Origin of the sequence: Acinetobacter sp. P1(2025) (assembly GCF_051390655.1) — a bacterium.
Taxonomy (GTDB): Bacteria; Pseudomonadota; Gammaproteobacteria; order Pseudomonadales; family Moraxellaceae; genus Acinetobacter; species Acinetobacter junii.
In genome coordinates this window covers 81,181-104,574 of sequence record NZ_JBPKBJ010000003.1, presented here as the reverse complement: position 1 = coordinate 104,574, position 23,394 = coordinate 81,181, and the positions used below count along the sequence as shown (strand labels likewise).

The window sequence follows — 23,394 nt, the reverse complement described above, 5'->3', positions numbered from 1 at the left end:
AAGCAAATAAATCGGGAAATTAGTAAACGTCGTATTCGAATTGAACACGTCAATGGAAAATTAAAGACCTTTAGAATTCTGGCTACACGTTATCGAAATAGGCGTAAACGCATTGGTTTACGTCTGAATTTAATTGCTGCAATTTACAACATGGAGTTGGTTAAAAAATGATTTTTGCAAGAGGTCTAATAATTTTTACCTTCTAGAAGAAATTATATGATCGTAATCAAGTATTTAAACTTTTGGAATTTTTCCGATCAATATAATCTCATCTAGAGGCGCTGATAGATTAATTTGGAGGGAGCAACATCACAACAGCATTATTTAAAAGTTCAGCAATATCTTCTAAATATTCTGGTTGATTTAGATTTTCATCAAATGCAATGCTTTGTCCATCAGCAATTTGTTTTAGCTGGTTTTCAAATGACTTGGAAATACAAACATTTTCACCATTTGCCCAAAAATCTAAACCATCAGCTTGAGTTCTGTAGAGTAGCTTTGAGGCTGGTTCAAGCATGAGTTGATAACCTGTACCGATAATTTCAATTAAATCTTCTGCTGCGATTTCATCAGGTTCAGGAATGCTATTTGGATAATTTGACTGACTCATATACGACATAATCGCCGCATCAAACTCAGGTGCTTGAGAGAGGTAGTTCAATAATTCAGCTTTTAAATAAGAAAATTCAGTCGAATTTATTTCACCGATATTCGCGGTTTGTTGGCGAGCTACATCTACTAAAGGATTTTTTAATAGTGCATTTTCAGCAAATTTATCACTCACCTGATCAATCATTTCTGAAAGATTTGGCATGCGAAAGCCAAAAGAATACGTTAAACAGTCATCTTCTGCGACACCGTAGTGTGCGAGACCAGGTGGAACGTAAAGTAAGTCACCAGGAGATAGGATTTCATCAAACTGAACATCCATGTCAGCCAATAACTTTAATGGTTGATCAGGAATAAATTGAGTTGATTCATCACACATTTGACCAAGCTGCCAACGACGATGTCCATAGCCTTGAACGAGAAAAACATCATAAAAATCGAAATGTTTACCTACAGATCCACCTCTTGGTGCATAAGACACCATGATGTCATCACGACGCCATTGTGGAATAAATGGAAATTTTTTCCATAATTCAGCAACATCAAAAGAATAGTGATCTACAGCTTGTACTAAGATCGTCCAAAGATTAGGTAGCTTTTGAAAATCACCTTTGGTTAGGGGAGATGATTTGACATGCCATTCATTTGGATCTTTATTTTTTTGTCGAATGAGTCGAGCACTCACATCCTCTTCAAGTGCTAACTCTTTAACATCATCTGGTTCTAATAATCCTATGATTTCTGGTAAGGCATTACGTACCAATAACGGTTTTTTTTGCCAATATTCAGTTAAAAATTGTTCTGCGGTGATACCACCTAAAACATCTAAAGCGTGTGACATAGGATTGAAAGCCAAATCTACAAAAGATGTATATTGTCCTTTGAGTTGATTTTGGTTGCAAGCTTTGATGCGCATGATTGTTTTAACTCAGTAAGACGTGGGGTATGATCAAACTATTTAATCTTGATCAAACAGTTTTGTATTCATTCACAGCGTTTCAAAAACAAAGTATGCTAAAGACGCAATAAGGAGCATACATGTATCAAGTACTGGCAAGAAAATACCGTCCACGTAATTTCAATGAGTTAGTGGGGCAAAACCATGTTTCTCGCGCTTTAACAAGTGCATTAGAACGTGGACGTTTGCATCATGCTTATTTATTTACAGGTACTCGTGGTGTCGGTAAAACCACGATTGCACGTATTTTAGCCAAGTGTTTGAATTGTGAGACAGGTGTGACTTCAACCCCTTGTGAAGTTTGCGCAACATGTCGAGCTGTGAACGAGGGCCGTTTTATTGATTTAATTGAAATTGATGCGGCATCAAGAACGAAAGTTGAAGATACACGTGAGTTGCTTGATAACGTTCCTTATGCACCAACACAAGGTCGTTTTAAAGTTTATCTTATCGATGAAGTGCATATGCTTTCGACGCATTCGTTTAATGCATTGTTAAAAACATTAGAAGAGCCGCCAGAACATGTAAAATTTCTTTTTGCGACAACTGATCCGCAAAAATTACCAATTACAGTTATTTCTCGTTGTCTTCAGTTTACGCTCAGACCTTTGGCTGTCGATGAGATTACAACGCATTTAACAACAATTTTAGATAAAGAAAGTATCAATGCTGATCGAGATGCAATTTGGCAAATTGCTGAGTCTGCTCAAGGTTCTTTACGTGACGCATTATCTTTGACAGATCAAGCGATTGCGTACGGTCAGGGTGCTGTCCATCATCAAGATGTTAAAGAAATGCTTGGTCTAATTGATCGTACGATTATCTATGATCTGATTTTAGCCATTCATCAGAATCAACAAGCTCGTGTCAGTCAGCTATTATTGCAATTTAGACAGCAAGCCCTAGATGTATCATTGGTCTTAGATCAATTGGTTTCTACCTTGCATGAGTTGGCTTTATTACAATATCTGCCTGATTTGGCTCTGAAATATAGTGAAGAAATCAATCGAAAGATTTTGCAACTTTCAAAATTAATTTCGGCGCAAGATTTACAACTTTATTATCAAATTGCATGTAAAGGTCGTTCAGATATTCAACTTGCTGTTACACAAGAGCAAGGTTTCGAAATGATTGTTCTACGTTTGCTCGCATTTAGACCGATGCAATTAAACGAAGTGACAGTCACGACAACCTCTGCCACGCAAATTTTGATAAATGAAACTCAACAGTTCTCAGAAAATGTAAAAGTTGAGAGCCTACTTGCTGTTCAGTCAGAAGTGGTTAATGTTGAACCTGAACCTGAACCTGAACCTGAACCTGAACCTGAACCTGAACCTGAACCTGAACCTGAACCTGAACCTGAACCTGAACCTGCTGAGGTTAGTGGTGTCATGGTATTTGATGCTGCTGAGGGTCAGTTGATAGGGTTAGAAACAACATCGCCTTTAGAAAAACCTGTATCAAATTCAGGCTTAAGTGAAGCTGAAGATTTTCTTGTATTTCCAGTATCACCAGATGAAGCAGCACAAGATTCTTCAGTTTCAGATTTGGATATAAATACTCAAATAACTCATGATTTAGAATTGTTTGAAAATACACCGGTTGTTGAAGATGTTGAGCCTTACAACACAGTAATTGCCACAACAAAGCAGTCCCATGAAAATGAGCCAATATCTAATTTATCTCCTCAAGACATTTTAAAACTTAAAGAACAATCTCTAGAGGGAGAATGGAATTTAGAAAAGTGGGAATATTGGTTTAGAAATAGTGAATTGTCACCTGCTGTTCAAGAACTCGCACAGCATGGATTAATGACTGGTGAGATTAATGGCAAGTCTGTATTTCATATTCCTCAAGAATACGAGGGAATGCTAACTCAGCTTCAACATGCATTAGAAGATGCTTTGAAATCGCAATGGATCAATACGCTATTTTCTGTGCAATATAGGAAGATGGATTCCGTGACGCCTTTCGTTATGCAAGCAACACGGAAACAAAAAGCATTTGATCGGGCCGTGGAACTACTCAATCAAGAGCCTACAATTAAAAGTTTGATAGAAACTTTTGATGCAGAGTTAGCCAATGTTCAGCTCAAGCCCTAATTCAGAAAGTAATAACTAAAGTAAAAATCGCTTTAGTTATTAACTAATAAGTTGATATTGTTCAAGTACGTTTCTCATTTCTACTGAAATAGCCGTACTTTTTCTGCTTTTACGGTCAACGAATACATGCACAAAATGTCCTTGGGCTGCTGCTTCATCCTGATTTTGTTTAAAAATTGCAAGTTCATATCTGAGCGATGAATTACCGATTTTGCCAATCGCAACACCGACTTCGATAATTTCTGGGAAAGAAAGTTCCTGTTGAAAGCTACAGGCTGAATCCACCACTAAACCTATGATTTCACTGTTATGGATATCGAAACCTGTTTTTTGAATCAGTAATGAATTCGCAGCGGTGTCAAAATAACTGTAATAAGTCACGTTATTGACGTGTCCATAAATATCATTGTCCGCCCAACGGGTTTGTATTGGGAAAAAGAACTTGAATTGGTCACGTCGTTTTAAAGTCGGTTTGCTCATGCATAGATCGCCTGATAAATATTGAGTGCATCTTGTTCAGTCATCTCTCTTGGATTGTTCTGTAAGAGTCTTGTTTGAAGCATCGCATCCTTGGCAAGTTGTGGAAGTTTAGCTTCTGGAATGTTCAATTCATTAAGTTTTAAGGTTAAACCGCTTTGGTCAAGATGGTTTTGCATATGATCGATAAATAGATCACATAGGCCATCCGTACAACCTGTACTGCGAGGGTCGAGCAATTGCATTAATTCAGCATAGTGTTGCTTCGCATTAGGTGCATTGAATTTAAGTACTTCAACTAAAACTAAAGCATTTGTATGCCCGTGTGATAAATGAAAATGTCCACCCAATGGGTAGGCAAGTGCATGAACTGCACCGACTGGTGCGTTTGCAAATGCTTGTCCCGCAAGCATTGAGCCAACCAACATGTTTTGGCGTGCTTCCATATCTGAACCATTTTTTAGGACTTTGGCTAAATTTTGATTGAGGAGTTTTAATGCGTTCTTTGCCAGCATATCTGCGTAGAAATTTTTTTTAATATTTGATGTATATGCCTCTATTGCATGCACCATTGCATCAATACCTGTTGCTGCTGTGATGTGTGCAGGTAGACCTTGAGTGAATGTTGCATCCAGAATAGCAACATCTGCGTATAGGATTGGGGAAACAACGCCCATTTTTGTGGTAGCGCCAGTGGTCACAATAGAAATAGGTGTGACTTCAGAGCCTGTTCCAGCAGTGGTAGGTACAAGAATAAGTGCTAAACGTGGTGATTTTGCTTGGTTGATACCATATATCTCACCTAAATTTTGTTGTTGATTCGGATGTGCAAGTAAAGCGATGATTTTTGCAACATCCATGGAGCTACCACCACCGAATCCGATCACAACATCTACTTTTTCTTGTCGCGCAAAATCCACAGCTTCTAACACGATATGTTCAGGGGGATCTGCTTGAATATCTGAATAGATGACAAAGTCCAGACCAAGTTGATCTAAGATGGTTAATATCGGTAAATGAAGTTTATGTTGCAACATGCCAGCATCAGTAACCAATAAAACTTTATGGTACTGATGTTGAGATAGAACATTTTTTAGCTCTTGTATTGAACCTAGCCCTGCAATGATGTTTGGGACAGTTTGAAATTGGAAATGGTTCATACATATATCCTTATTTTTTCATAATAAATACAACATTTTTATATGTGGTGGCTATAGGTTTCAGGACTTAAATAAATTAACATAAGACGCTTGTTAAAGTGTACCAATGAGGTGATTATGCCATCCAAAACGCCATATAAGGTGTTGTGTGTCTGTTTAGGAAATATTTGCCGTTCTCCAACAGCAGAAGCGATTCTCAGACATTATTGTGATGTGCATGGTTTAGATGTGATTGTCGATTCTGCTGGAACTAGCAATTACCATCCAAATAAAGCTCCAGATTTACGCAGCCAACAGCATGCAAGTAAACGCGGTTACGATCTATCGACTATACGTGCTAGACAAATTACATTGAATGATTTTCTTGATTTCGATTTGATCTTGGCAATGGATCATGAGAATTTCAAAGATGTGCAACACTTGAAGACTCAGGCAATTTATCAGTTTGGTTCCAATCAAGTACGTTCAAAAATTGCATTAATGAGTGAGCATGATCCTCAATTTACGCGGCAAGCCATACCTGATCCTTATTATGGGGGAGCGGAAGGCTTTGATCGCGTACTTAATCAGTGCGAATCAAGTAGTTTGGCTTGGGTCAACATTTTAAAAAATCAAATCAGTGCAGGGTAATAGGATTCAACACAATATGCATATACAAGAGCACATTCAGCTTAAATCATTGAATACCCTGAACTTAGATTCTACAGCATCACACTATGTGCAAATCAATCATGCCAACGAAGTCGTTGAAGCTTTAGATTTTGCTAAACAGAATAATCTCAATGTTTTAGTGTTATCTGGAGGGAGCAATATGTTGTTGCCTCAGTATATTCAAGCTCTTGTACTGCACTTAAATATTCAAGGTGTTGAGGTTGTTCGCGAAGATAATCACACAGTTACTGTAAATGTTGGTGCAGGGCAGTCTTGGCATGATTTCGTTTTATATACAACAAAGCAGCAATGGTTTGGTTTACAAAATCTTGCGTTAATTCCTGGGTTAGTTGGGGCCTCACCTGTACAAAATATTGGTGCTTATGGTGTTGAAGTTGGTGAATTTATTGAGTCTGTTCAAGTCTATGATCGTGAGTTAGGGCAATTTACCTCTATTTCCTCTGAGGATTGTAAATTCGCATATCGACATAGTATTTTTAAAGATTTTCCGAATCGTTATATTATCGTTGCTGTCACCTTTAAGCTATTGAAACAAGCTGATTTAAAACTGAATTATGGTGATCTAAAACAAGCTGTTGGTGATGAGCAAAGCGCTGAAAACTTACAAAAGCAAGTTATCTTGATTCGACAAAGTAAGTTGCCTGATCCTAAAGAGTATCCAAATGTGGGGAGTTTTTTTAAGAATCCTGTTCTCAGTCAAATGAGCTTTGACAAAATTGCACAACAATTTCCAAACATTCCTCATTATCCACAAGCAAATGGTAGTGTTAAAGTTGCCGCTGGATGGTTGATCGATCAAACAGGTTGGAAAGGTAAACAATTAGGTTCTGTTGGAATGTTTCACAAACAAGCCTTAGTTTTAGTCAATTATGCTGATGCAACTTTGACTGATGTAAAAAATGCATATAAAGCCGTGCAACATGACGTAAAGCAAAAATTCAGTATAAGTTTAGAACCTGAACCAGTGCTGTATGACGAGCAAGGTTTGATCCAACCACACGGTGAATGAGGAGAATATGGCGAAAGTACATTGGATGGTGAGTTTAGTACGAGTATTTACAATACTTTTTGTACTATTAGGCTGTTTTGTACTTTTTTTATATTCACCATTTTATTCTCAGTTAATTGTCAAAGGATTAAATTACTTTGTTCCTGTAGAAGTTAATCAAGTTGCAGCACAAAGCCAAAAATCTGCTGCGTTGAGTGAGCATGAAACTTTAGAGCCTGGTTCAGATCTATGGATTGCAAGACAAGCTTATTTAAAGCTTATGGAAAAGACCTTTCAATCAGAAAAACCTGAGGATTTGGGTCTAATTCAAGCGCGTTATAAAGTGTTGCAACAGTTAATATTAGAAGAGCAAGAAAAAGAAAATGCTGAAGAACCCAAGCAGGAAATTCCTCTGTTAGCTCAGGCAGTATCATCGGTTCAAGAACAAGAAAATTCTGCAAGCGCAGCAAGTACACCTTTCGATTTTTTGCAATCGGATACAGCCAATACCAAAATACAAATGGAAAAGTATTTAGACTTTTTACAAAGCTATCCTATTGATTTATCTGCTTCTGAGGATTCAGCTGAGCAAACAAATACAGATTTGCTCGAGTTGAAAAAAAATAAAGTTGAGACTAAGACTTCAAGAAATAGCTCTGAGCCTTATGCGATTGTTGTATTGGGGGGTGGATTGACACTAGGCGCAAATGGCAAAGATATTGTGGTAAATAATTACACTCGTTTGCGCTTGGAAAAGACATTAGAAATAGAGAGAAAATATGATTTGCCGATTGTGCTGAGTGGTGTTGAAGCACCGTATATGCAAGCTTGGTTAAATGAACGAGGCATTGAAGCAAAATTACTTGAAAAAAGAAGTATGAATACCTGCGAAAACTCTCGGTTTAGTTCTTTGTTATTACAAAAAAAAGGCGGGGCACCAACGGTACTTTTGATCACGGATGAATACCACATGCCTCGCACACGTCGTTTATTTGCATTAAATGGTATTGAGACTGTTCCAGTGATTGCGCCTATGCCGACGCAATTAACGAAATGGCGTCCTAGTGAGCAAAATTATGATCATAGTCGACGAGCAAACTATGAGATGTTAGCTACAATTCGTGATATGTTGTTTGGCTCTAGTGATTGTCGGGAGATACCATAATGTCAAATATTCCATTTCTAAATCCCACGATCTTAAAGCAACTTGATTTACCTATTCCAAATCGAGAAACCACCCCTCAAGTTCTTGAACCACTAGATTTGACAGTAAGTTTTGAACCAACTAAGCCATTACAAGCATATCGTAAGCTGTATGGTTTGCATTTGTTGGAATGTGAGCATTGGCAAGGTTATGTAGAAATGCCATTGTTTCGTTTACATGTACAGGTCTTTCAACCCAAAATAGAAAAAATTCAGGGTACTGTGTGTTTATTACATGGTTATCTAGAACATAGTGGCATTTACCAACCGATTATCAAAGAAATCTTGGATCAAGGGTTTAGTGTAATTACCTATGATCTTCCTGGTCACGGTTTAAGTAATGGTTCACCTGCTAGTATTCAGAACTTTGATCATTACCAACAGGTTCTTAATGCTGTTTATGATGCAGTTCATCATGCAAAACAATTGCCACGTCCGTGGTTGGGAATCGGGCAAAGTACTGGCGGTGCAATATGGATGCATCATCTATTAGAATTTGCCGAGCGACGTGAAGATCCAATAGTTGATCGTGTATTGTTATTATCACCATTAATACGTCCAGCGAAAACGGCTTGGTGGCATAACTCTGTTGGGTTAGGGATTATACGCCGTATAAAAAGCCAAGTCCCTCGACACTTTCGTCGCAATAATCATAATCCTGAATTTTTGCGATTTGTGCGTTTAAAAGATCCATTGCAACCAAGAATGATGGGAATGGATTGGATTCTTGCGATGTCGAAATGGATGTTGGAAATGGAACAACGTCCAGCTTGTCGTATTCCTGTTTGGCTAGCACAGGGTGCGCTCGATCAAACTGTAGATTGGCGCTATAACATTGAATATATACGTCGTAAATTTAGACTACAAACCTTGTTGATGCTAGAAGAAGGTTCACATCAATTAATCAATGAACGTGCAGATATTCGTGCTGCATTAACAGGTTTAATTCCAGCTTTTTTACATGCTAAGCCAAATCATTATTATTACTAATATTTCTTTTTTACCAATGATTTAGATGATACAATTTTTAACAATATAAAAAATATGAAAATTTAAATCATAGGGGTATGCATGATAAGGGGTGCATCTTGGAGCTTCTTTAGCTCTATTCTTTTATGTTTTTCTACGTCTGTTTTTGCTCAAGATCTATACAAGTGTGTTTCTCCACAGGGCACAACTTATCAAAGTCATCCTTGTGCTGCGAAAACTACTCAAAAAACGGCGTGTATGGGCTCGATTTCAAATGGCTTTGAGCATGATTGCAGGAAGAGTGAGCTTCAGCGGCAACGCACAACTGAGAATGAAAGAAATGCCTACACTCAAGATTCTGCACTAAATAAAACTAAGGTAGCTATAGATCAGTCTTCTGAGTTTCAACGAGGCATTGTGCAATTTCCTGAATGTAAACAGCGAATAGATACCTTACAACGCTTAGCGCGTTATGCTGGTAGACAGATGCAGATCATCGAGAATAGTCGGCAGATGTATGCAGCAAGAATATGTACGGCTGAAGGTAGTATCTATATGAGTTGTAATGCAATCACAAACACATTACTCACCCAAAAAAGTTCAACGTGTCCATTCAAGCGAACTTAAATATTTAGCAACAAATTTTTTGATACTAAGAATATGGGGATATGCAATGAAAGTTGTTTTTATTGTTATAGGGTTTATTTTTATAATTTTTTTTATGCTTAATCGTTGCTCTCATCAGGAGCTACCTGCAAATACTCAAGATGCAAATAATCCAATTGCGCAACGACAGAATATTCTAGACCAAATCGTTTTGTTGCAACCACTCAAACAATATGCCAGCAAAGATTATGAATCTATACAGCAAACGGCAAATGGTGTCGTAAATGTAAATGAGATTGAAGCAAGCGTGAGCAGTACATTGTGGTGGAAGCTTAGAGAAATAATAGAGAAAAAAGCAGATGATGAGGGGCAACGTTTATGGGCGAATGCTTATCTTCAACAACTGTATGATGCCAAACGGAAAGGCGATTGTTTCCCAATTTCATTCCCTTTATATAGTAAAACTTCACCGCAACAACGCAGAGCTTTATTAAGTCAGAACACTCAGCAGCAGTCTAGGGAAGCATTAACTTATATATTGACTCATAATGGAAAGCGTTCGGTTGTTGATCGTATGCAAGCGCCAGAGGCATGGTCTCAGGTTGCTGATAAACTTAGACAAGACTATGGTGCTGAAGCAGATTTAATCAATTCAGGTGAAACTGCTGAGGATAAGAATAAACAATGTGAAGTTGTGGTGAGGACTTTTGAATACATTCTTTCACTACCGCAAGAACAACAAGGTCCTGTGATACGCTGGTTTTTAGATAAGCATATTTCTGTAGGCATTTTTTAATAAGATTGTAGATAAAAATGATTAAAAATTTATTTCTTAAACAGACAAGTTTAAAGTTTCTAGCTGTTGTATTTATTCTTGTAGGATTGGTGGCATGTGGTAAAACAACGCATGAACCAAAGGTGGGGGAATATGGTGAAGCATTGGTTAATTCAGTGCGTCTGACATCTAGTGAACTAGAGCAGCTAAATCAAGCTGTTATTAATAAACCCAAAGATACGTTTGATCGTCCAAGTGTTGCTATTGGTTTTCTTGGGGAATCGAATAAGAATCCTTATCGGTTTGTGATAGTTGCTAACGGTATTGCACCAAATGAAGGTGAGGTCAATTTAAAGTGGATAGGAGGAGTCCAGAGTGAAACTTCTAATGGATATCAACCGCAAATCTTTCAATCAGATGATAAACATAAGTATGAGATGAATGAACCTGTACTGTTAATTGCCAGTTCAGATCCATTTTCCATCAGTGAACAGAGTAATGGTGTTCACTACGATGTTCATGCTGAATTGATGGAGGCATCGAATATTCAGTTTCAATCTGTAGAAGTTCAAATTTGGCAGGGTAAGGGTAGTCTTTATAGTTGGACGTATTATTTAAAATTCCTTGTGATTTTGATGATTCCAATTTTTGCCATATATCGATTAGTTAGCCGCTAAACCATATTTTTTAAACTTGGGCCACTCAAAGAGTGGCTCAATTTCGTTAGAAACTTTTTGCATTAGCCAATTTCCACATACGATAATAGAAATTCTCATCATCGTTTAAATCAGCTTGTAGTAATTCATTTTCTTTTAAGAAGAAATGAATCTGTGCATAATTTTTGATTTCACGATCATTCATACGCTGAGCGAGATGATGTGCTTTGATATCTGATGGATGTTTGAGTCCTGCCGCAGCGATCATTTCTGATAATGCATGCAATGTATTTTTGTGGAAGTTAAACACTCGTTCAGCTTTACTTGGAACATCAATTGCCTTCTGGCGATCTTTATCTTGCGTTGCAACTCCGACTGGACATTGGTTGGTATGGCAACTTTGAGCTTGAATACAACCAACAGCGAACATAAAACCGCGTGCAGAATTGACCCAGTCTGCACCTAAAGCAAATGTACTTGCAATGTCAAAAGCACTAATGATTTTTCCACTGGCACCAACTTTAACTTGGCTGCGTAGACCTGCGCCTACAAGAGTATTATGAACAAATCGCAATCCTTCTCTTAAGGGTGTGCCAATATAATCACTAAATTCAATCGGTGCTGCACCTGTTCCACCTTCTGAACCATCAACTACTATAAAATCAGGAACAATTTTAGTTTCCAACATGGCCTTAACAATACCCATGAACTGCCATGGTTGACCGATACAAAGTTTAAAACCGACAGGCTTACCACCTGATAAATCTCTTAACTTTTGTATGAAATGCATCATCTCAATAGGCGTATTAAAACTAGGATGCTTCGCAGGCGAGATACAATCATGTTCTCTTGAAACTCCACGTATTTGTGCAATTTCTTCTGTGATTTTATGCTTGGGTAATATACCACCATGCCCAGGCTTAGCACCTTGAGATAGTTTCAACTCGATCATTTTGATTTTAGGATTTTTAGCTTGTTGAGCAAATTTTTCAGGATCGAAAAGTCCTTCCGCTGTTCTACAACCGAAATAACCGCTAGCAATTTGCCAAACGATATCACCACCATGTTCTAGATGATAAGGGCTGAGACTGCCTTCACCTGTATCATGATAAAACTTACCCAATTTGGCACCTTTGTTTAAGGCTCTAATGGCATTTGCGCTTAAGCTACCAAAACTCATAGCGGAAATATTCATGATGGAAGCACTATATGGCTGTTTACATTGGTTATTTCCAATCAGTACACGAAATGTTTCTGTATCTGCAGGTGGGCACGGCGCAATCGAATGTACAATAAATCTATAGTTTGGCTCATATACATCGATAATTGAACCAAAGGGCTTATCAGCATTTTCATTTTTTGCACGTTGATAAACCAAACTTCGCTGCATACGAGAAAAAGGTAAGGCATCCTGATCCGCTTCTATAAAGTATTGGCGAATTTCAGGGCGGACATCTTCGAAAAAGAAACGAAAATGACCAATGATTGGGTAGTTTCTTAAAATGGCATGTTTTTTTTGAAGTAAATCATACAATCCAACCATACTTAACATGCTCGTAACCAACCATAAGCCATTTAATAAAGTGTCAGAAATGAAGTAGTAAATACTATGTGGCGTGTAGATTGTTTTAAACCACGTAATGCTAAGTGCAATAAATATGCAAAGAAACCAAATCGAATGTCTAGAGAAGAATGTATTGAGTAATTTATGTCTTATCGCTTGGGCTGGGCTAGCCATAAACAATCATGCCTTTTAATCATTTTTAATAATAGCACCATGCCAAGAACTGATTATGACCTCAAGTAATGAATTGTTAGATATGAGAATTGTTCTCTAGAATGTTTTAATATTCCATCAAATTTTACGCTTTGAAACTTCTTAAGGATGTTTTGATGTGAAAAAGTATCACCAGCTCGTAGCATTTTAAGTAGATCGAAATGATTTTAAATCATTTATTAGTACTGAAAAAAGCATAAAAATTACATATAACATAATTTAATTATGTATTGCATAAATTAAAGCTTTCTTGTAGCATTAATTCATCGTAGAAAACCAAAACAATTTTGTGTTGTTCTGGCTAGTTTTAGGAACGTGAAAAGAACATGGATGATTGAAAAGAATTCTATCTATCCAACTCTTTGATCGATAGTTCACATGATTTGTTAAAGGTAGTTATTGCAACCGAAAATTAACAAAACATGTTGTACAGTATTAAAAACGGATGAATTTATCTAAATAAGGGAAACTAGATGGACATTTTAGATAACCCATTAGAGCTATGTGGATTTGCTTTTATTGAGTTTGTTTCGACGGAAAATGGATTAGATCAAATCTTTGAAACAATAGGCTTTTCCAAAGTCGCAAAGCATAAATCTAAAAAAGTTTATTTATGGCGCCAAGGTAATATCAATATTATTTTGAATTATCAGCCTGAATCTTATGCTTCATTCTTTTATAAAGAGCATGGACCATCAGCATGTGCGATGGGTTTCAGAACTCGTGATGCAGCCAAAGCTTTCAAGAAAGCAATCGAACTTGGTGCAGAACCGATGTATTCACAAGCAGGTCCAATGGAACTCAATATTCCTGCGATTAAAGGAATTGGTGGTATGCCAATCTTCCTTGTAGATCGTGATATTTACGAAAACGATTTTGTATTCTTTGATGATGTTGAGAAAAATCCAAAGGGTGCAGGTCTCAATGAAATCGACCATTTAACTCATAATGTTTACAAAGGACGTATGGAGTATTGGGCGAATTTCTATGAAAAGATTTTCAACTTCCAAGAGATTCGTTATTTCGATATTAAAGGCGAATACACAGGTCTTACTTCTAAAGCATTGACAGCACCAGATGGTATGATTCGTATCCCTTTAAATGAAGATTCAGATAAAGGAAATGGTCAAATCGCTGAATTCCTCGCTGATTTTAATGGTGAAGGTATTCAACACATCGCATTTATTACAGATGATTTACTTTCTACGTGGGATAAGTTGAAAGGGCTTGGTCTTGAGTTCATGACTCCTCCACCTGAAACGTATTACGAGATGTTGAAAGAGCGTTTACCAGAGCATGGTGAGCCAACTGAAGAGTTGAAAAAGCGTGGTATTTTGCTCGATGGCAACACCAAAGACGGTCAGAAGAAACTACTTCTTCAGATTTTCTCGCAAAATATGCTTGGGCCAGTGTTCTTTGAATTTATTCAACGTAAAGATGATGATGGCTTTGGTGAGGGTAACTTCAAGGCTTTATTTGAATCGATTGAACGTGATCAAATTCGCCGTGGTGTATTAGAAGCGAAGTAATTTGCTGCTATGAACAAAAAAGCCAAGAATCAAATTCTTGGCTTTTTTTACTATCTAGTTTGAATGAATTGATTAATTGCTGCGACTTCATTCTTAAACAGTTCAAGTTTTTCACTGCCTTCGTGTAGCGGTAGAAACATTTCACTGTCTAGTGCCACAATACAAAATTCCATCGCTCGTTGAGCATTGAAAATAGGTAAGCCAACGGCATTGATCCCAACAAGTAAATCTCCTTGAGCGATCGCCATTCCATGATGCAAAATCTTGTCTTTCAAAACTAAAAAATCATTCCATGTTTGTGGTTTGATTGCATAGTGGTTCAGTGCAGCTTTAGTCCATTCTGCATCCATTAATGGTTTCACCACAGCTTCAGGTAAATAAGAAGCAAAAACTCGACCCGCTGCCGAATTGACTAATGGCATGATTGAACCGACTTTGGTTACGATTGAAATGGGATGGTTAGATTCAATTGACTGTACAACCAGTGGCCCCTGAGGCGACCATTTACTGATTTGGATACCACAACCAATTTTACTTTGAAGGTTATAGATCAAGTGCTGAACTAATTGCAAAACATCAGTATGTTGAATGCAACTCAAACCTAAACGCCATGCTTGATCGCCTAGAGCGTATTGACCATCTTCAAGCTGTTTCGCATAATTCATACGAATTAAGCTTACTAAATAGCGGTGAACTTTAGCAGGATGCATATCAAGCTTAGTTGATAAATCCTTTAAAATAATCGGTTTATTATGTTCTAACAGCGCGTTTAATACGGATAAACCGACTTCAAGCGATTGAACCCCACCAGATAATTTTTCTTCAATCATCCAACAACCCTTCATTTAAATTTTATCTAGCAGTAATGGTCAAATCTGTATAAATACATCAGAATTTCGATTAAATAATGCCTGAGCATGATGCAAAATTGAAATCATCTTTTTAAATGACTCAAATTAAAGAATTGTATAAGCATACAGTGGTTTGAGCGTAGATCATATTTGATTTTCAAGATGATAGCATGACATTAAATGAATTAAATTTACTCATTTTATGCATTAAAAATCGGCATTGAGCACTTCTCTCAATACCGATTAGATGTCTATTTAGGTCATTCAGAGTTTGATCAGAATATACCTATCAAATTTTTATGCGCCTAATTCTTCCTCATGTAAGAAATGTGTATGGTGTGGCGCACGTTTGGTACGACTCCATTCCTCAAGCATCTCGACTTTCATTTCTTCTGTGATACGGGCAATTTTTGCATCGGCGTGTACATCGTTATAAGTTAACTCTAAACGATGTCCGTTTGGATCAAAGAAATAAATCGAATGGAAAATACCATGATTCGTTACACCTAAAACTTTGACACCATTTGCTTCTAAGTGCTCTTTAGCACGTAATAAAGTTGCTTGGTCTTCAACTTCGAATGCGATATGTTGAACCCATTGTGGCGTGTTTTCATCACGTCCCATTTCAGGTTGAGTAGGCAATTCAAAAAATGCTAATACATTGCCTTGTCCTGCATCCAAAAATAAATGCATATAAGGATCAAAAGCTTTAGTCGAAGGGACGTGGTCTTCTGCGAATGCTAGGATGAAGTCCATATTGAGCATCTGTTTATACCAATCCACGGTTTCTTTTGCGTCTTTACAACGATAAGCAACGTGATGAATTTTTTTAATTTGGAATGTCATCATTAAACTCCTTTTATCCTTATTCCCAATCTGCTTGTTGTTCTGGCGCAGCATGAAGAAAAGCTGGTAGTGTCAGGCAATATTGATAAATTGATTCGATTTTTGGAAATGCCGTAAGATCAACTTTAAAACGCTTGGCATTGTAAACTTGTGGTATTAAGCAGCAATCTGCAAAGCTAGGACGCTCACCAAAGCAGAACTTTCCATTGGAAGCTTGCAACTGTGCTTCGAGACTATGGAAGCCTTCTAAAATCCAGTGCTTATACCAATGACTTTTTTGTTCATCGTTTAAATCAAGCTCATTTTGTAAATATTTCAAAACCCTTAAGTTATTTAATGGGTGAATATCCGATGCAATGGCTTGTGAAAAAGCACGAACTTTTGCGCGTTTAATTAAGTTTTTTGGAAGTAAGCTAGTATCTGGATAGCGCTCTTCCAAATATTCCAAAATACTCAAAGATTGTAAAAATGCTTGGTCTTCGTCTACAAGTGTAGGTACAAGACAGCTTGGATTTAAAGCTTGATATTCAGTACTGCGTTGTTCATTTTTAACTAAATGAATTGCTTCAGTCTCGTAGCTCAAACCTTTTAGATTCAATGCAATACGGACTCTGAACGCTGCTGAACTACGAAAATAACTATACAGTTTCATACTGTTCAACCTCATGCTCAGCGAACGCAAATGTATGTGCGGCTAATATCGTATTCTCAACATGACCAAAACCAACACGAATGCCATCTTTCTCACAGTAACCTTTCATGATGACGCGATCACCATCTTCAAGGAATCCGCGTTTTTCTCCGTTTGAAAGCGTTAGAGGTTTAGTTGTATTCCATGTTAATTCGAGCAAACTGCCATATGAATTCTCAGTCGGTCCTGAGATTGTGCCAGAACCCATCAAATCACCAACTTGAACATTACACCCTGCAATAGTGTGATGTGTCAGTTGTTGAGCCATCGACCAATACATGTATTTAAAGTTAGTCTCACAAATGAGGTCTGTTTCTTTTGAGCGGGGACTTTGAACTTCTACACTGAGTTTGATGTCAAAACTATTTGCAACATTCTCTTGTAAATAGCAAAGCGGTTTTGGCTCTTGAACAGGTCCTTTGACTTTAAACGGTTCAAGTGCTTCCATCGTCACAACCCATGGTGAAATCGCACTCGCAAAGGTTTTTGCGTTAAAAGGTCCTAACGGTACATACTCCCATTGTTGGATATCTCGTGCAGACCAGTCGTTGAGTAAAACCATACCAAAGATATGATCCCAAGCATTTTCGATTGCAATCGGTTGACCGAGCTGTGTAGGTTTTCCGACGATAAATGCCGTTTCTAATTCGAAATCAAGTTTACGAGTCGCAGAAAAAATAGGGCGTTCGTCATTAGGTAACTTGATTTGTCCTGAAGGGCGAACGATATCCGTACCACTCACAATCACTGAGCTTGCACGGCCATTGTAACCGACTGGAAGCTCGCTCCAATTAGGTAGTAGTGCATTTTTAGGATCACGGAACATGGTACCTACATTGGTTGCATGTTCTTTAGATGAGTAGAAATCTGTATAACCTGGTACATGAATAGGTAAATGTAAAATAACGTTATCTTGTTTGATTAAGACACGTTCTTTAAGTTCAGCATTATCTCGTAATAATGGATTCGCAGCAGATAAAAGAGCTTGTAAAGCTTTACGTACGGATTGCCACGAACTTTTACCTGATTCGATAAACTTATTCAAAGTTGGTTGATTAAAATAATTTTCTTTTCCATTAATTTCTAATAACCCTTGTTCAGCAAGCTCTGCCAAATCAAGTACCCAATCACCGATTGCTACACCGACATGCTTTTCACCCTCAGGTGTTTTACTAAAAATACCGTAAGGTAAATTATGAATTGTGAAATCTGATTGAGGGTCAATTTCAATAAATGAAGTAAGTTTTTGAGCCATCATCTACTTTCCTTGTCTTTAATTTTGCTATGTCGTAGCTAAAAAAATGCATTTGAGTTTGATTAATATTATTAAAAACATAGATATAGAAGTGTTTTTAATGAATTTTGAGTCTTAATCAAACTACTAAAGTTTGCTGAATATCTTCCATCATACTTAAAAATTATAATTACGCAATACATAATTTAATTACTTATTTCATAATTATTGTTATTTCTTTGATTTTCTGCTTAGATGCGCACTTACGAGAAAAGTAGATTAAATATTTTTCGATTTCATATAGGCAATAGTGATTAATTTATGATATACGTAATTTAATACAAGAAAATTACGTGACAAGGATGAGAATAATCATATGTCAAAACTTGAGCAAGGAAACCTGAAACACGGTTTAAGCAATCGGCATATCCAACTTATTGCACTTGGTGGTGCAATTGGTACAGGATTGTTTCTTGGGATCTCACAATCAATCAAGCTAGCAGGACCATCAGTCATCCTGGGGTATGCAATTGCTGGATTTATTGCTTTTTTGATGATGCGACAATTAGGTGAAATGGTTGTACAAGAACCTGTAAGTGGTTCATTCAGTCATTTTGCTTATAAGTACTGGGGTTCATTTGCTGGCTTTATGTCGGGATGGAACTATTGGGTACTCAATATTTTAGTTTGTATGGCTGAATTAAGTGCGATTGGACTTTATATCCAATATTGGTGGCCAGAAATTCCGACATGGGCATCCGCACTGGTGTTTTTCCTTTTAATTAACGGTATCAATTTATTGCATGTTAAGCTTTTTGGTGAAATGGAGTTCTGGTTCTCTATCGTCAAAATTCTAGCTATTTTAGCAATGATTGGCTTTGGATCTTATTTGTTAGCCACAGGTACAGCAGGACCTCAAGCTGGCATTAGTAACCTTTGGGCTCTGGGTGGATTTTTCCCATTTGGCGTTGAAGGTTTAGTAATGGCAATGGCTGTGATTATCTTCGCATTCGGTGGAATTGAATTGTTCGGTATCACAGCTGCTGAAGCTCGTGATCCAGATAAAACATTGCCAAAAGCGGTGAATCAAATTATCTATCGAATTCTGATTTTCTATATTGCGACGCTTTTTGTACTTTTTGCATTATTCCCTTGGAACCAAATGGCAGAAGGCGGTAGCCCATTCGTCATGGTATTTGCGTCATTGGATAGTCAAGGCGTAGCTACGATGCTCAATTTCGTTATTTTGACTGCAGCAGTGTCTGTTTATAACGGTACAAGCTATTGCAGCAGCCGTATGTTATTGGGTTTGGCTCAGCAAGGTAATGCACCGAAGTTCTTAAAGAAAATCAATAAAAATGGTATTCCAACAAACGCCGTATTGGTTTCAGCATTCGTAACAGTATTATGCGTGATCTTGAATTATATTTTCCCTGAAAAAGCATTTGGTTTATTGATGATGCTTGTGGTTGCAGCGATTGTGATCAACTGGATTGTTATTTCATGGACACATTTAAAATTCCGTAAAGCTATGCTGGCGCAAGGTGAAACAACTAAATTCCCAAGTATTGCATATCCATTCAGTAACTATTTGTGCATCGTATTTATGTTGGGTATCTTGGTGGTCATGTCACTGACAGCAGATATGCGTATCGCAGTGATGATGATACCTGCATGGATTTTATGTCTAATGCTTGCGTATGCAGTGAAGTTGCGTAAATTGCGCAATGCTGAACCAAATGTGGTTTTGAATCCAGATGTTTAAATAGTACGTTTCATAATGAATTAAAAAAGGACTGAATGAATTTTCGGTCCTTTTTTTATTTGTATATTTTCCAGTTAGAGTTGTTACATCTATTAAGCAGAAATACGTTAAAATTTGAGCCTTATAAAATGAACATGCTAGTTGTTCATTTCAATCGTTAAATAGCAAAAGGCATTTGCATTGTTCCAGTCTTTAAACATTCAAACCCGACTGGGTGGTTTCTATCTGTTTTACTATTCGATAGTTGGAACATTCATGCCGTATTGGAACTTGTATTTACAAGACCAAGGCTTTAATTATCAAGAAATTGGGATTTTGTCTTCTATCGCAATTATTACGCGTTTTTTTGCGCCATTAATCTGGGGATGGATCGCTGATAAGTCTGGTAAGCGAATGCTATTGGTTCGCATTGCAACTTGGATGGAAGCTTGTATTTGGTTTGCAATTTTTGTGATTCCAAACAGTTTTCAATCCGTTGCTTTGCTGATGCTGATCTTTAGTTTTTTTCAAAATGCGATCTTGGCTCAATTTGAGGGTGTCACTTTATTTTGGTTGGGTGAAAAAAGAGCGGAACTATATGGAAAAGTAAGGAAGTGGGGCTCTGTCGGTTTTATTGTAGGTGTTTTTGTGATTGGTGCGTTGTTGGAAATTATTCCAATTTCTATGTTGCCGATTTTGCTTTTAACTGTTTCATTTCTTGCATTTTTATGGTCTTTTAGTATTAAAGAGCCTATACATGCGCCGAGCTCACAAAGGAAATTAGAGTCACTCATTCCTGTATTAAAAAAGCCGACCGTTGCAGCGTTTTTTACGATTGAGTTTATCTTACTGTTTTCTCAGGCACCTTTTTATAGCTTTTACAGTAATTTCTTAAAAGAAATAGGATTTAGCACGACTCAAATTGGCAGTTTATGGGCAGCAGGTGTGATCGCTGAGATTGTGATGTTTGCTGTAGCGCAAAAGTTGTTCTTCACACGGTTTTCATGGCGTTCATTAGTGGCAGTGTGTCTAATTTTGACCAGTTTGCGCTGGTTTTTGGTTGGTGTTCTTACAACCAATTATTTCGGGCAGTTTCTAGCTCAATGTCTTCATGCATTTAGTTTTGGTTTATTCCATTTAATTGCAATGAAAGTGATTTTCCAAAACTTTTCACCTGAGCAACAAGGTCGCGGGCAGGCACTATACAGTACGATGTGGGGACTTGGAGTAGCTTCAGGAAGTTTACTGGCAGGGCATTATTGGCAACAATTAACTGGCGCAACAATTTTTTTATATGCAAGTGTAGTCGTGTTATTCGGATTATTGCTGATCTATTGGCTGCCGAATCGGGTGGAAACAGCAGCCAAAAGTTAATTTAAATTTTAATATTTTGATACTGAGGCATCCAAGGCTGTGCTTGTTCTAATTGTGCTGCCAGCTGCAGTAATTGATCTTCACGTCCGAAAGGCGCAATAAATTGACTTCCTAAAGGCAAACCATTTTTATTCCAATATAGCGGCACGGACATAGCAGGTAAGCCCGTGACATTTGCTAATTGAGTAAATGGAACCCAGCTCAAATTATCCTGAACCATTTTATCGACGAGTTTTCCTTGTGCTAAATAATGTGCTTTTCCGACTTTGAGCAAAGCTTTTAAAATCGGCTTCTGCCAAGCAGGAGTAACAATTTCTCCATTTTTAGGAGCAACAGATGCTGTTGAGGGGGTTAGATACAGATCATATTGCTCAAAGAACAAGTTCATCTGTGTACTGTAGCTTCCCCAATTATTTAAAGTATGAATATATTCGGTTGCACTCGTTTTTGCTCCAAACGCTGCTAAAGCCACCGAATCAAGTTCGAAATCATCATCGGTGGTATCCGACATTAATTTGATCTGTGCTTGCATGTATGAGAATTGACTGAACCATGTAGTAATAAAATCTTTTGCGAGTTCAAGTCCATTAATTTGTGGTCGATCTTCAACAACAATATGCCCAAGTGATTCTAATAGTTTTGCTGTATGTTCAACGGCTTGAATCGCATCTTTCGATACCTTGGTTCCGATTGGGGATTGGGTATTAAAAGCAATTCTTAATTTCTTAGGAGCTTGTTGAATAATATCTATATATTTTTGTTCAGGTGATTGAATCCTAAACAGAGAGCTTTGTTCTGGCCCATGTACAGCATCAAGCATTGCTGCGCTATCTCGGACTGATTTAGACAAAACATGCTGCATTGCAGCACCATGCATCGCTTCACTGTATTGAGGTCCCCAAGGAGTTCGTCCTCGGCTCGGTTTTAATCCAAATAGTCCACAATAGGATGCAGGAATGCGAATAGATCCACCACCATCACCAGCACCAGCAATAGGAACAATTCCTGCTGCTACAGCAGAAGCAGACCCTCCCGATGAGCCGCCGCTATTATGTTTTAAGTTCCATGGATTTCGGCATGCACCCCAAGCTTCAGGTTCAGTAATTCCTTTGATTCCGAACTCTGGGGTATTCGTGCGACCAAAAGTGATAATCCCCGCATTTTCCCAACGATTGATAATTTCTGCATTAAAGTCAGGCGTATAGTTGAACTTCTTTAGTGAATTGCTTCCATATGACGTTGGAACACCTTGGTATTCTTGAAATAAGTCTTTAACTAAAAAGGGAACACCAGCAAACGCCCCGTGACGCTCTTGCTGAGCGCGTTGTTTGGCTTGTTCATACATTGGAATGATAATGGCATTAAGTTTAGGATTTACCTTTTCATTACGCTCTAATGCAATCTTCAAAAGTTCAGAAGCATGGATCTCTTTATTTTTGACTAATGCGGCTAGTCCGAGACCATCATATTGTACATATTCAGAAAAATTCATGGCTTTTATCCCTAAAGCTAACTCTTTATAAAGTAAACAATATCTATTTTTTAAATATCTAGAATACCCGAAATAAATCGGATAACAATCAAATAAAATCCATATAAAAAATATTGTGTTTATATGGTTATGATTGGGTGATTTTAAATAAAAATATGCTAAGTTAAGCCTATGCGACGTTAAGATGACGACTTTATTAAATCTATGAAAAATATTTATATTATTGGATTATTATGGGCTTGCTCGACATGGACTATGGCGGATACAGTCGTAACTGATAAAGCAACAACGGTACAACAAGCTGCAAAAGCAAATGCAATCCGTGTAACTACTCGTCCTGAAATTATGGGGTTGTGGGGAATGGAAATTCCAAATAATAAGAAGTGTACCGAATACTACAATTTTCGAGGAATGAGCGATGTTGTGATTAAAAGTGGTAATGAGTGGTCATATGGCTTATATGATTATCAACCTTCAGAAGATCACAAAGAACGATTACCAGCTTTAATTTTGCAAATCAAATATGACAATAACGAAACTGATTGCTCAGGACAAAAACAGGATCAGACAGGTGAGGTTTCTCAATACTTCGTGAAATGGTCAAACGAACATACGATTGATTTCTGTGCTAATGAGAAAGGTGAGAAGTGTTTTGCGACCTTGCGTCGTGTGTTGCCATAA

Annotated in this window: 22 protein-coding genes; 13 read left to right on the top strand and 9 right to left on the bottom strand. The window is 37.5% G+C overall.

The window, feature by feature from the left end:
• On the top strand, positions 1 to 171 hold a 171-nt coding region (locus ACSC97_RS01690), incomplete at its 5' end, for a transposase (RefSeq protein ID WP_436659000.1).
• 118 nt (positions 172 to 289) lie between these two features.
• Here the strand turns inward: ACSC97_RS01690 and ACSC97_RS01685 are convergent.
• A complete protein-coding gene (locus ACSC97_RS01685; RefSeq protein WP_436658998.1) occupies positions 290 to 1,450 on the bottom strand; it encodes a JmjC domain-containing protein in 1,161 nt (386 codons plus the stop codon).
• Positions 1,451 to 1,647: 197 nt separating this feature from the next.
• Here ACSC97_RS01685 and dnaX point away from each other — a divergent pair, with 197 nt between their 5' ends.
• Positions 1,648 to 3,669, top strand: a complete 2,022-nt coding sequence (gene dnaX / locus ACSC97_RS01680; RefSeq protein WP_436658993.1) for a DNA polymerase III subunit gamma/tau — start codon at positions 1,648 to 1,650, stop codon at positions 3,667 to 3,669.
• 39 nt (positions 3,670 to 3,708) lie between these two features.
• On the opposite strand, the gene ACSC97_RS01675 is transcribed toward dnaX, so the two are convergent.
• Together ACSC97_RS01675 and ACSC97_RS01670 are read right to left on the bottom strand one after the other, a co-directional pair.
• The gene (locus ACSC97_RS01675; protein WP_039047860.1) at positions 3,709 to 4,149 is read right to left on the bottom strand and encodes an acyl-CoA thioesterase; all 441 of its coding nucleotides are present in this window, start codon (positions 4,147 to 4,149) and stop codon (positions 3,709 to 3,711) included.
• Complete coding sequence (locus tag ACSC97_RS01670; protein ID WP_004954669.1) at positions 4,146 to 5,306, bottom strand: iron-containing alcohol dehydrogenase; 1,161 nt, start codon at positions 5,304 to 5,306, stop codon at positions 4,146 to 4,148. The genes ACSC97_RS01675 and ACSC97_RS01670 overlap by 4 nt, the downstream gene beginning before the upstream one ends.
• Before the next feature lie 117 nt (positions 5,307 to 5,423).
• Here ACSC97_RS01670 and ACSC97_RS01665 point away from each other — a divergent pair, with 117 nt between their 5' ends.
• The 7 genes from ACSC97_RS01665 to ACSC97_RS01635 all read left to right on the top strand — a co-directional run bounded on the left by ACSC97_RS01665 (position 5,424) and on the right by ACSC97_RS01635 (position 11,196).
• Positions 5,424 to 5,936, top strand: coding sequence for a low molecular weight protein-tyrosine-phosphatase (locus ACSC97_RS01665; protein WP_004954667.1), 513 nt, complete (start codon positions 5,424 to 5,426; stop codon positions 5,934 to 5,936).
• A gap of 4 nt (positions 5,937 to 5,940) precedes the next feature.
• Complete coding sequence (gene murB, locus ACSC97_RS01660; protein ID WP_336948861.1) at positions 5,941 to 6,987, top strand: UDP-N-acetylmuramate dehydrogenase; 1,047 nt, start codon at positions 5,941 to 5,943, stop codon at positions 6,985 to 6,987.
• Between the two features lie 7 nt (positions 6,988 to 6,994).
• Positions 6,995 to 8,131, top strand: a complete 1,137-nt coding sequence (locus ACSC97_RS01655) for a YdcF family protein (protein WP_436658990.1) — start codon at positions 6,995 to 6,997, stop codon at positions 8,129 to 8,131.
• A complete protein-coding gene (locus tag ACSC97_RS01650; RefSeq protein ID WP_004954660.1) occupies positions 8,131 to 9,159 on the top strand; it encodes an alpha/beta hydrolase in 1,029 nt (342 codons plus the stop codon). The genes ACSC97_RS01655 and ACSC97_RS01650 overlap by 1 nt, the downstream gene beginning before the upstream one ends.
• A gap of 81 nt (positions 9,160 to 9,240) precedes the next feature.
• Positions 9,241 to 9,765 carry a DUF4124 domain-containing protein gene (locus tag ACSC97_RS01645; RefSeq protein WP_125298631.1) on the top strand — a complete coding sequence of 175 codons (525 nt, stop codon included), beginning with the start codon at positions 9,241 to 9,243 and terminating at the stop codon, positions 9,763 to 9,765.
• Positions 9,766 to 9,811: 46 nt separating this feature from the next.
• A complete protein-coding gene (locus ACSC97_RS01640; RefSeq protein ID WP_436658987.1) occupies positions 9,812 to 10,540 on the top strand; it encodes a hypothetical protein in 729 nt (242 codons plus the stop codon).
• Positions 10,541 to 10,557: 17 nt separating this feature from the next.
• On the top strand, positions 10,558 to 11,196 hold the full coding sequence (locus tag ACSC97_RS01635) for a hypothetical protein (RefSeq protein WP_436658985.1): 639 nt from the start codon (positions 10,558 to 10,560) through the stop codon (positions 11,194 to 11,196).
• Between the two features lie 46 nt (positions 11,197 to 11,242).
• Here the strand turns inward: ACSC97_RS01635 and ACSC97_RS01630 are convergent, their stop codons facing one another.
• Positions 11,243 to 12,913, bottom strand: a complete 1,671-nt coding sequence (locus ACSC97_RS01630; RefSeq protein WP_436658983.1) for an FMN-binding glutamate synthase family protein — start codon at positions 12,911 to 12,913, stop codon at positions 11,243 to 11,245.
• Positions 12,914 to 13,425: 512 nt separating this feature from the next.
• Here ACSC97_RS01630 and hppD point away from each other — a divergent pair.
• On the top strand, positions 13,426 to 14,481 hold the full coding sequence (gene hppD / locus ACSC97_RS01625; protein WP_004954650.1) for a 4-hydroxyphenylpyruvate dioxygenase: 1,056 nt from the start codon (positions 13,426 to 13,428) through the stop codon (positions 14,479 to 14,481).
• A gap of 50 nt (positions 14,482 to 14,531) precedes the next feature.
• On the opposite strand, the gene ACSC97_RS01620 is transcribed toward hppD, so the two are convergent.
• From ACSC97_RS01620 to fahA, 4 genes are all read right to left on the bottom strand, one after another.
• The gene (locus ACSC97_RS01620) at positions 14,532 to 15,311 is read right to left on the bottom strand and encodes an IclR family transcriptional regulator (protein WP_125318121.1); all 780 of its coding nucleotides are present in this window, start codon (positions 15,309 to 15,311) and stop codon (positions 14,532 to 14,534) included.
• 318 nt (positions 15,312 to 15,629) lie between these two features.
• Positions 15,630 to 16,178, bottom strand: coding sequence for a VOC family protein (locus ACSC97_RS01615; protein ID WP_004954640.1), 549 nt, complete (start codon positions 16,176 to 16,178; stop codon positions 15,630 to 15,632).
• 19 nt (positions 16,179 to 16,197) lie between these two features.
• Positions 16,198 to 16,830 carry a maleylacetoacetate isomerase gene (maiA, locus tag ACSC97_RS01610; protein ID WP_436658980.1) on the bottom strand — a complete coding sequence of 211 codons (633 nt, stop codon included), beginning with the start codon at positions 16,828 to 16,830 and terminating at the stop codon, positions 16,198 to 16,200.
• Complete coding sequence (fahA, locus tag ACSC97_RS01605; protein ID WP_436658978.1) at positions 16,817 to 18,124, bottom strand: fumarylacetoacetase; 1,308 nt, start codon at positions 18,122 to 18,124, stop codon at positions 16,817 to 16,819. Before fahA ends, maiA begins: the two co-directional genes overlap by 14 nt.
• A gap of 355 nt (positions 18,125 to 18,479) precedes the next feature.
• On the opposite strand from fahA, the gene ACSC97_RS01600 reads away from it, so the two are divergent.
• Both ACSC97_RS01600 and ACSC97_RS01595 read left to right on the top strand, forming a co-directional pair.
• Positions 18,480 to 19,868: an amino acid permease gene (locus ACSC97_RS01600; protein ID WP_004954630.1), complete on the top strand. Its 1,389-nt coding sequence runs from the start codon at positions 18,480 to 18,482 to the stop codon at positions 19,866 to 19,868.
• A gap of 180 nt (positions 19,869 to 20,048) precedes the next feature.
• A complete protein-coding gene (locus tag ACSC97_RS01595) occupies positions 20,049 to 21,221 on the top strand; it encodes an MFS transporter (protein WP_436658976.1) in 1,173 nt (390 codons plus the stop codon).
• A 1-nt stretch (position 21,222) separates the two neighbouring features.
• Here the strand turns inward: ACSC97_RS01595 and ACSC97_RS01590 are convergent, their stop codons facing one another.
• Positions 21,223 to 22,713 (bottom strand): amidase, encoded by a 1,491-nt coding sequence (locus ACSC97_RS01590; protein ID WP_436658974.1) that lies wholly within the window; start codon positions 22,711 to 22,713, stop codon positions 21,223 to 21,225.
• Positions 22,714 to 22,917: 204 nt separating this feature from the next.
• Between ACSC97_RS01590 and ACSC97_RS01585 the strand changes: the two genes are divergently transcribed.
• Positions 22,918 to 23,394 carry a hypothetical protein gene (locus ACSC97_RS01585; RefSeq protein ID WP_004915526.1) on the top strand — a complete coding sequence of 159 codons (477 nt, stop codon included), beginning with the start codon at positions 22,918 to 22,920 and terminating at the stop codon, positions 23,392 to 23,394.

What these genes read in the sequence shown, in the direction of transcription:
- ACSC97_RS01650 (WP_004954660.1), top strand. Translation starts at nt 8,131, where the DNA reads ATGTCAAATATTCCATTTCTAAATCCCACGATCTTAAAGCAACTTGAT.
- ACSC97_RS01635 (WP_436658985.1), top strand. Translation starts at nt 10,558, where the DNA reads ATGATTAAAAATTTATTTCTTAAACAGACAAGTTTAAAGTTTCTAGCT.
- ACSC97_RS01615 (WP_004954640.1), bottom strand. Translation starts at nt 16,178, where the DNA reads ATGACATTCCAAATTAAAAAAATTCATCACGTTGCTTATCGTTGTAAA.
- ACSC97_RS01630 (WP_436658983.1), bottom strand. Translation starts at nt 12,913, where the DNA reads ATGGCTAGCCCAGCCCAAGCGATAAGACATAAATTACTCAATACATTC.
- ACSC97_RS01675 (WP_039047860.1), bottom strand. Translation starts at nt 4,149, where the DNA reads ATGAGCAAACCGACTTTAAAACGACGTGACCAATTCAAGTTCTTTTTC.
- ACSC97_RS01685 (WP_436658998.1), bottom strand. Translation starts at nt 1,450, where the DNA reads ATGTCACACGCTTTAGATGTTTTAGGTGGTATCACCGCAGAACAATTT.
- ACSC97_RS01620 (WP_125318121.1), bottom strand. Translation starts at nt 15,311, where the DNA reads ATGATTGAAGAAAAATTATCTGGTGGGGTTCAATCGCTTGAAGTCGGT.
- hppD (WP_004954650.1), top strand. Translation starts at nt 13,426, where the DNA reads ATGGACATTTTAGATAACCCATTAGAGCTATGTGGATTTGCTTTTATT.
- ACSC97_RS01600 (WP_004954630.1), top strand. Translation starts at nt 18,480, where the DNA reads ATGTCAAAACTTGAGCAAGGAAACCTGAAACACGGTTTAAGCAATCGG.
- ACSC97_RS01645 (WP_125298631.1), top strand. Translation starts at nt 9,241, where the DNA reads ATGATAAGGGGTGCATCTTGGAGCTTCTTTAGCTCTATTCTTTTATGT.
- fahA (WP_436658978.1), bottom strand. Translation starts at nt 18,124, where the DNA reads ATGGCTCAAAAACTTACTTCATTTATTGAAATTGACCCTCAATCAGAT.
- maiA (WP_436658980.1), bottom strand. Translation starts at nt 16,830, where the DNA reads ATGAAACTGTATAGTTATTTTCGTAGTTCAGCAGCGTTCAGAGTCCGT.
- ACSC97_RS01585 (WP_004915526.1), top strand. Translation starts at nt 22,918, where the DNA reads ATGAAAAATATTTATATTATTGGATTATTATGGGCTTGCTCGACATGG.
- ACSC97_RS01655 (WP_436658990.1), top strand. Translation starts at nt 6,995, where the DNA reads ATGGCGAAAGTACATTGGATGGTGAGTTTAGTACGAGTATTTACAATA.
- ACSC97_RS01670 (WP_004954669.1), bottom strand. Translation starts at nt 5,306, where the DNA reads ATGAACCATTTCCAATTTCAAACTGTCCCAAACATCATTGCAGGGCTA.
- dnaX (WP_436658993.1), top strand. Translation starts at nt 1,648, where the DNA reads ATGTATCAAGTACTGGCAAGAAAATACCGTCCACGTAATTTCAATGAG.
- ACSC97_RS01665 (WP_004954667.1), top strand. Translation starts at nt 5,424, where the DNA reads ATGCCATCCAAAACGCCATATAAGGTGTTGTGTGTCTGTTTAGGAAAT.
- ACSC97_RS01590 (WP_436658974.1), bottom strand. Translation starts at nt 22,713, where the DNA reads ATGAATTTTTCTGAATATGTACAATATGATGGTCTCGGACTAGCCGCA.
- ACSC97_RS01640 (WP_436658987.1), top strand. Translation starts at nt 9,812, where the DNA reads ATGAAAGTTGTTTTTATTGTTATAGGGTTTATTTTTATAATTTTTTTT.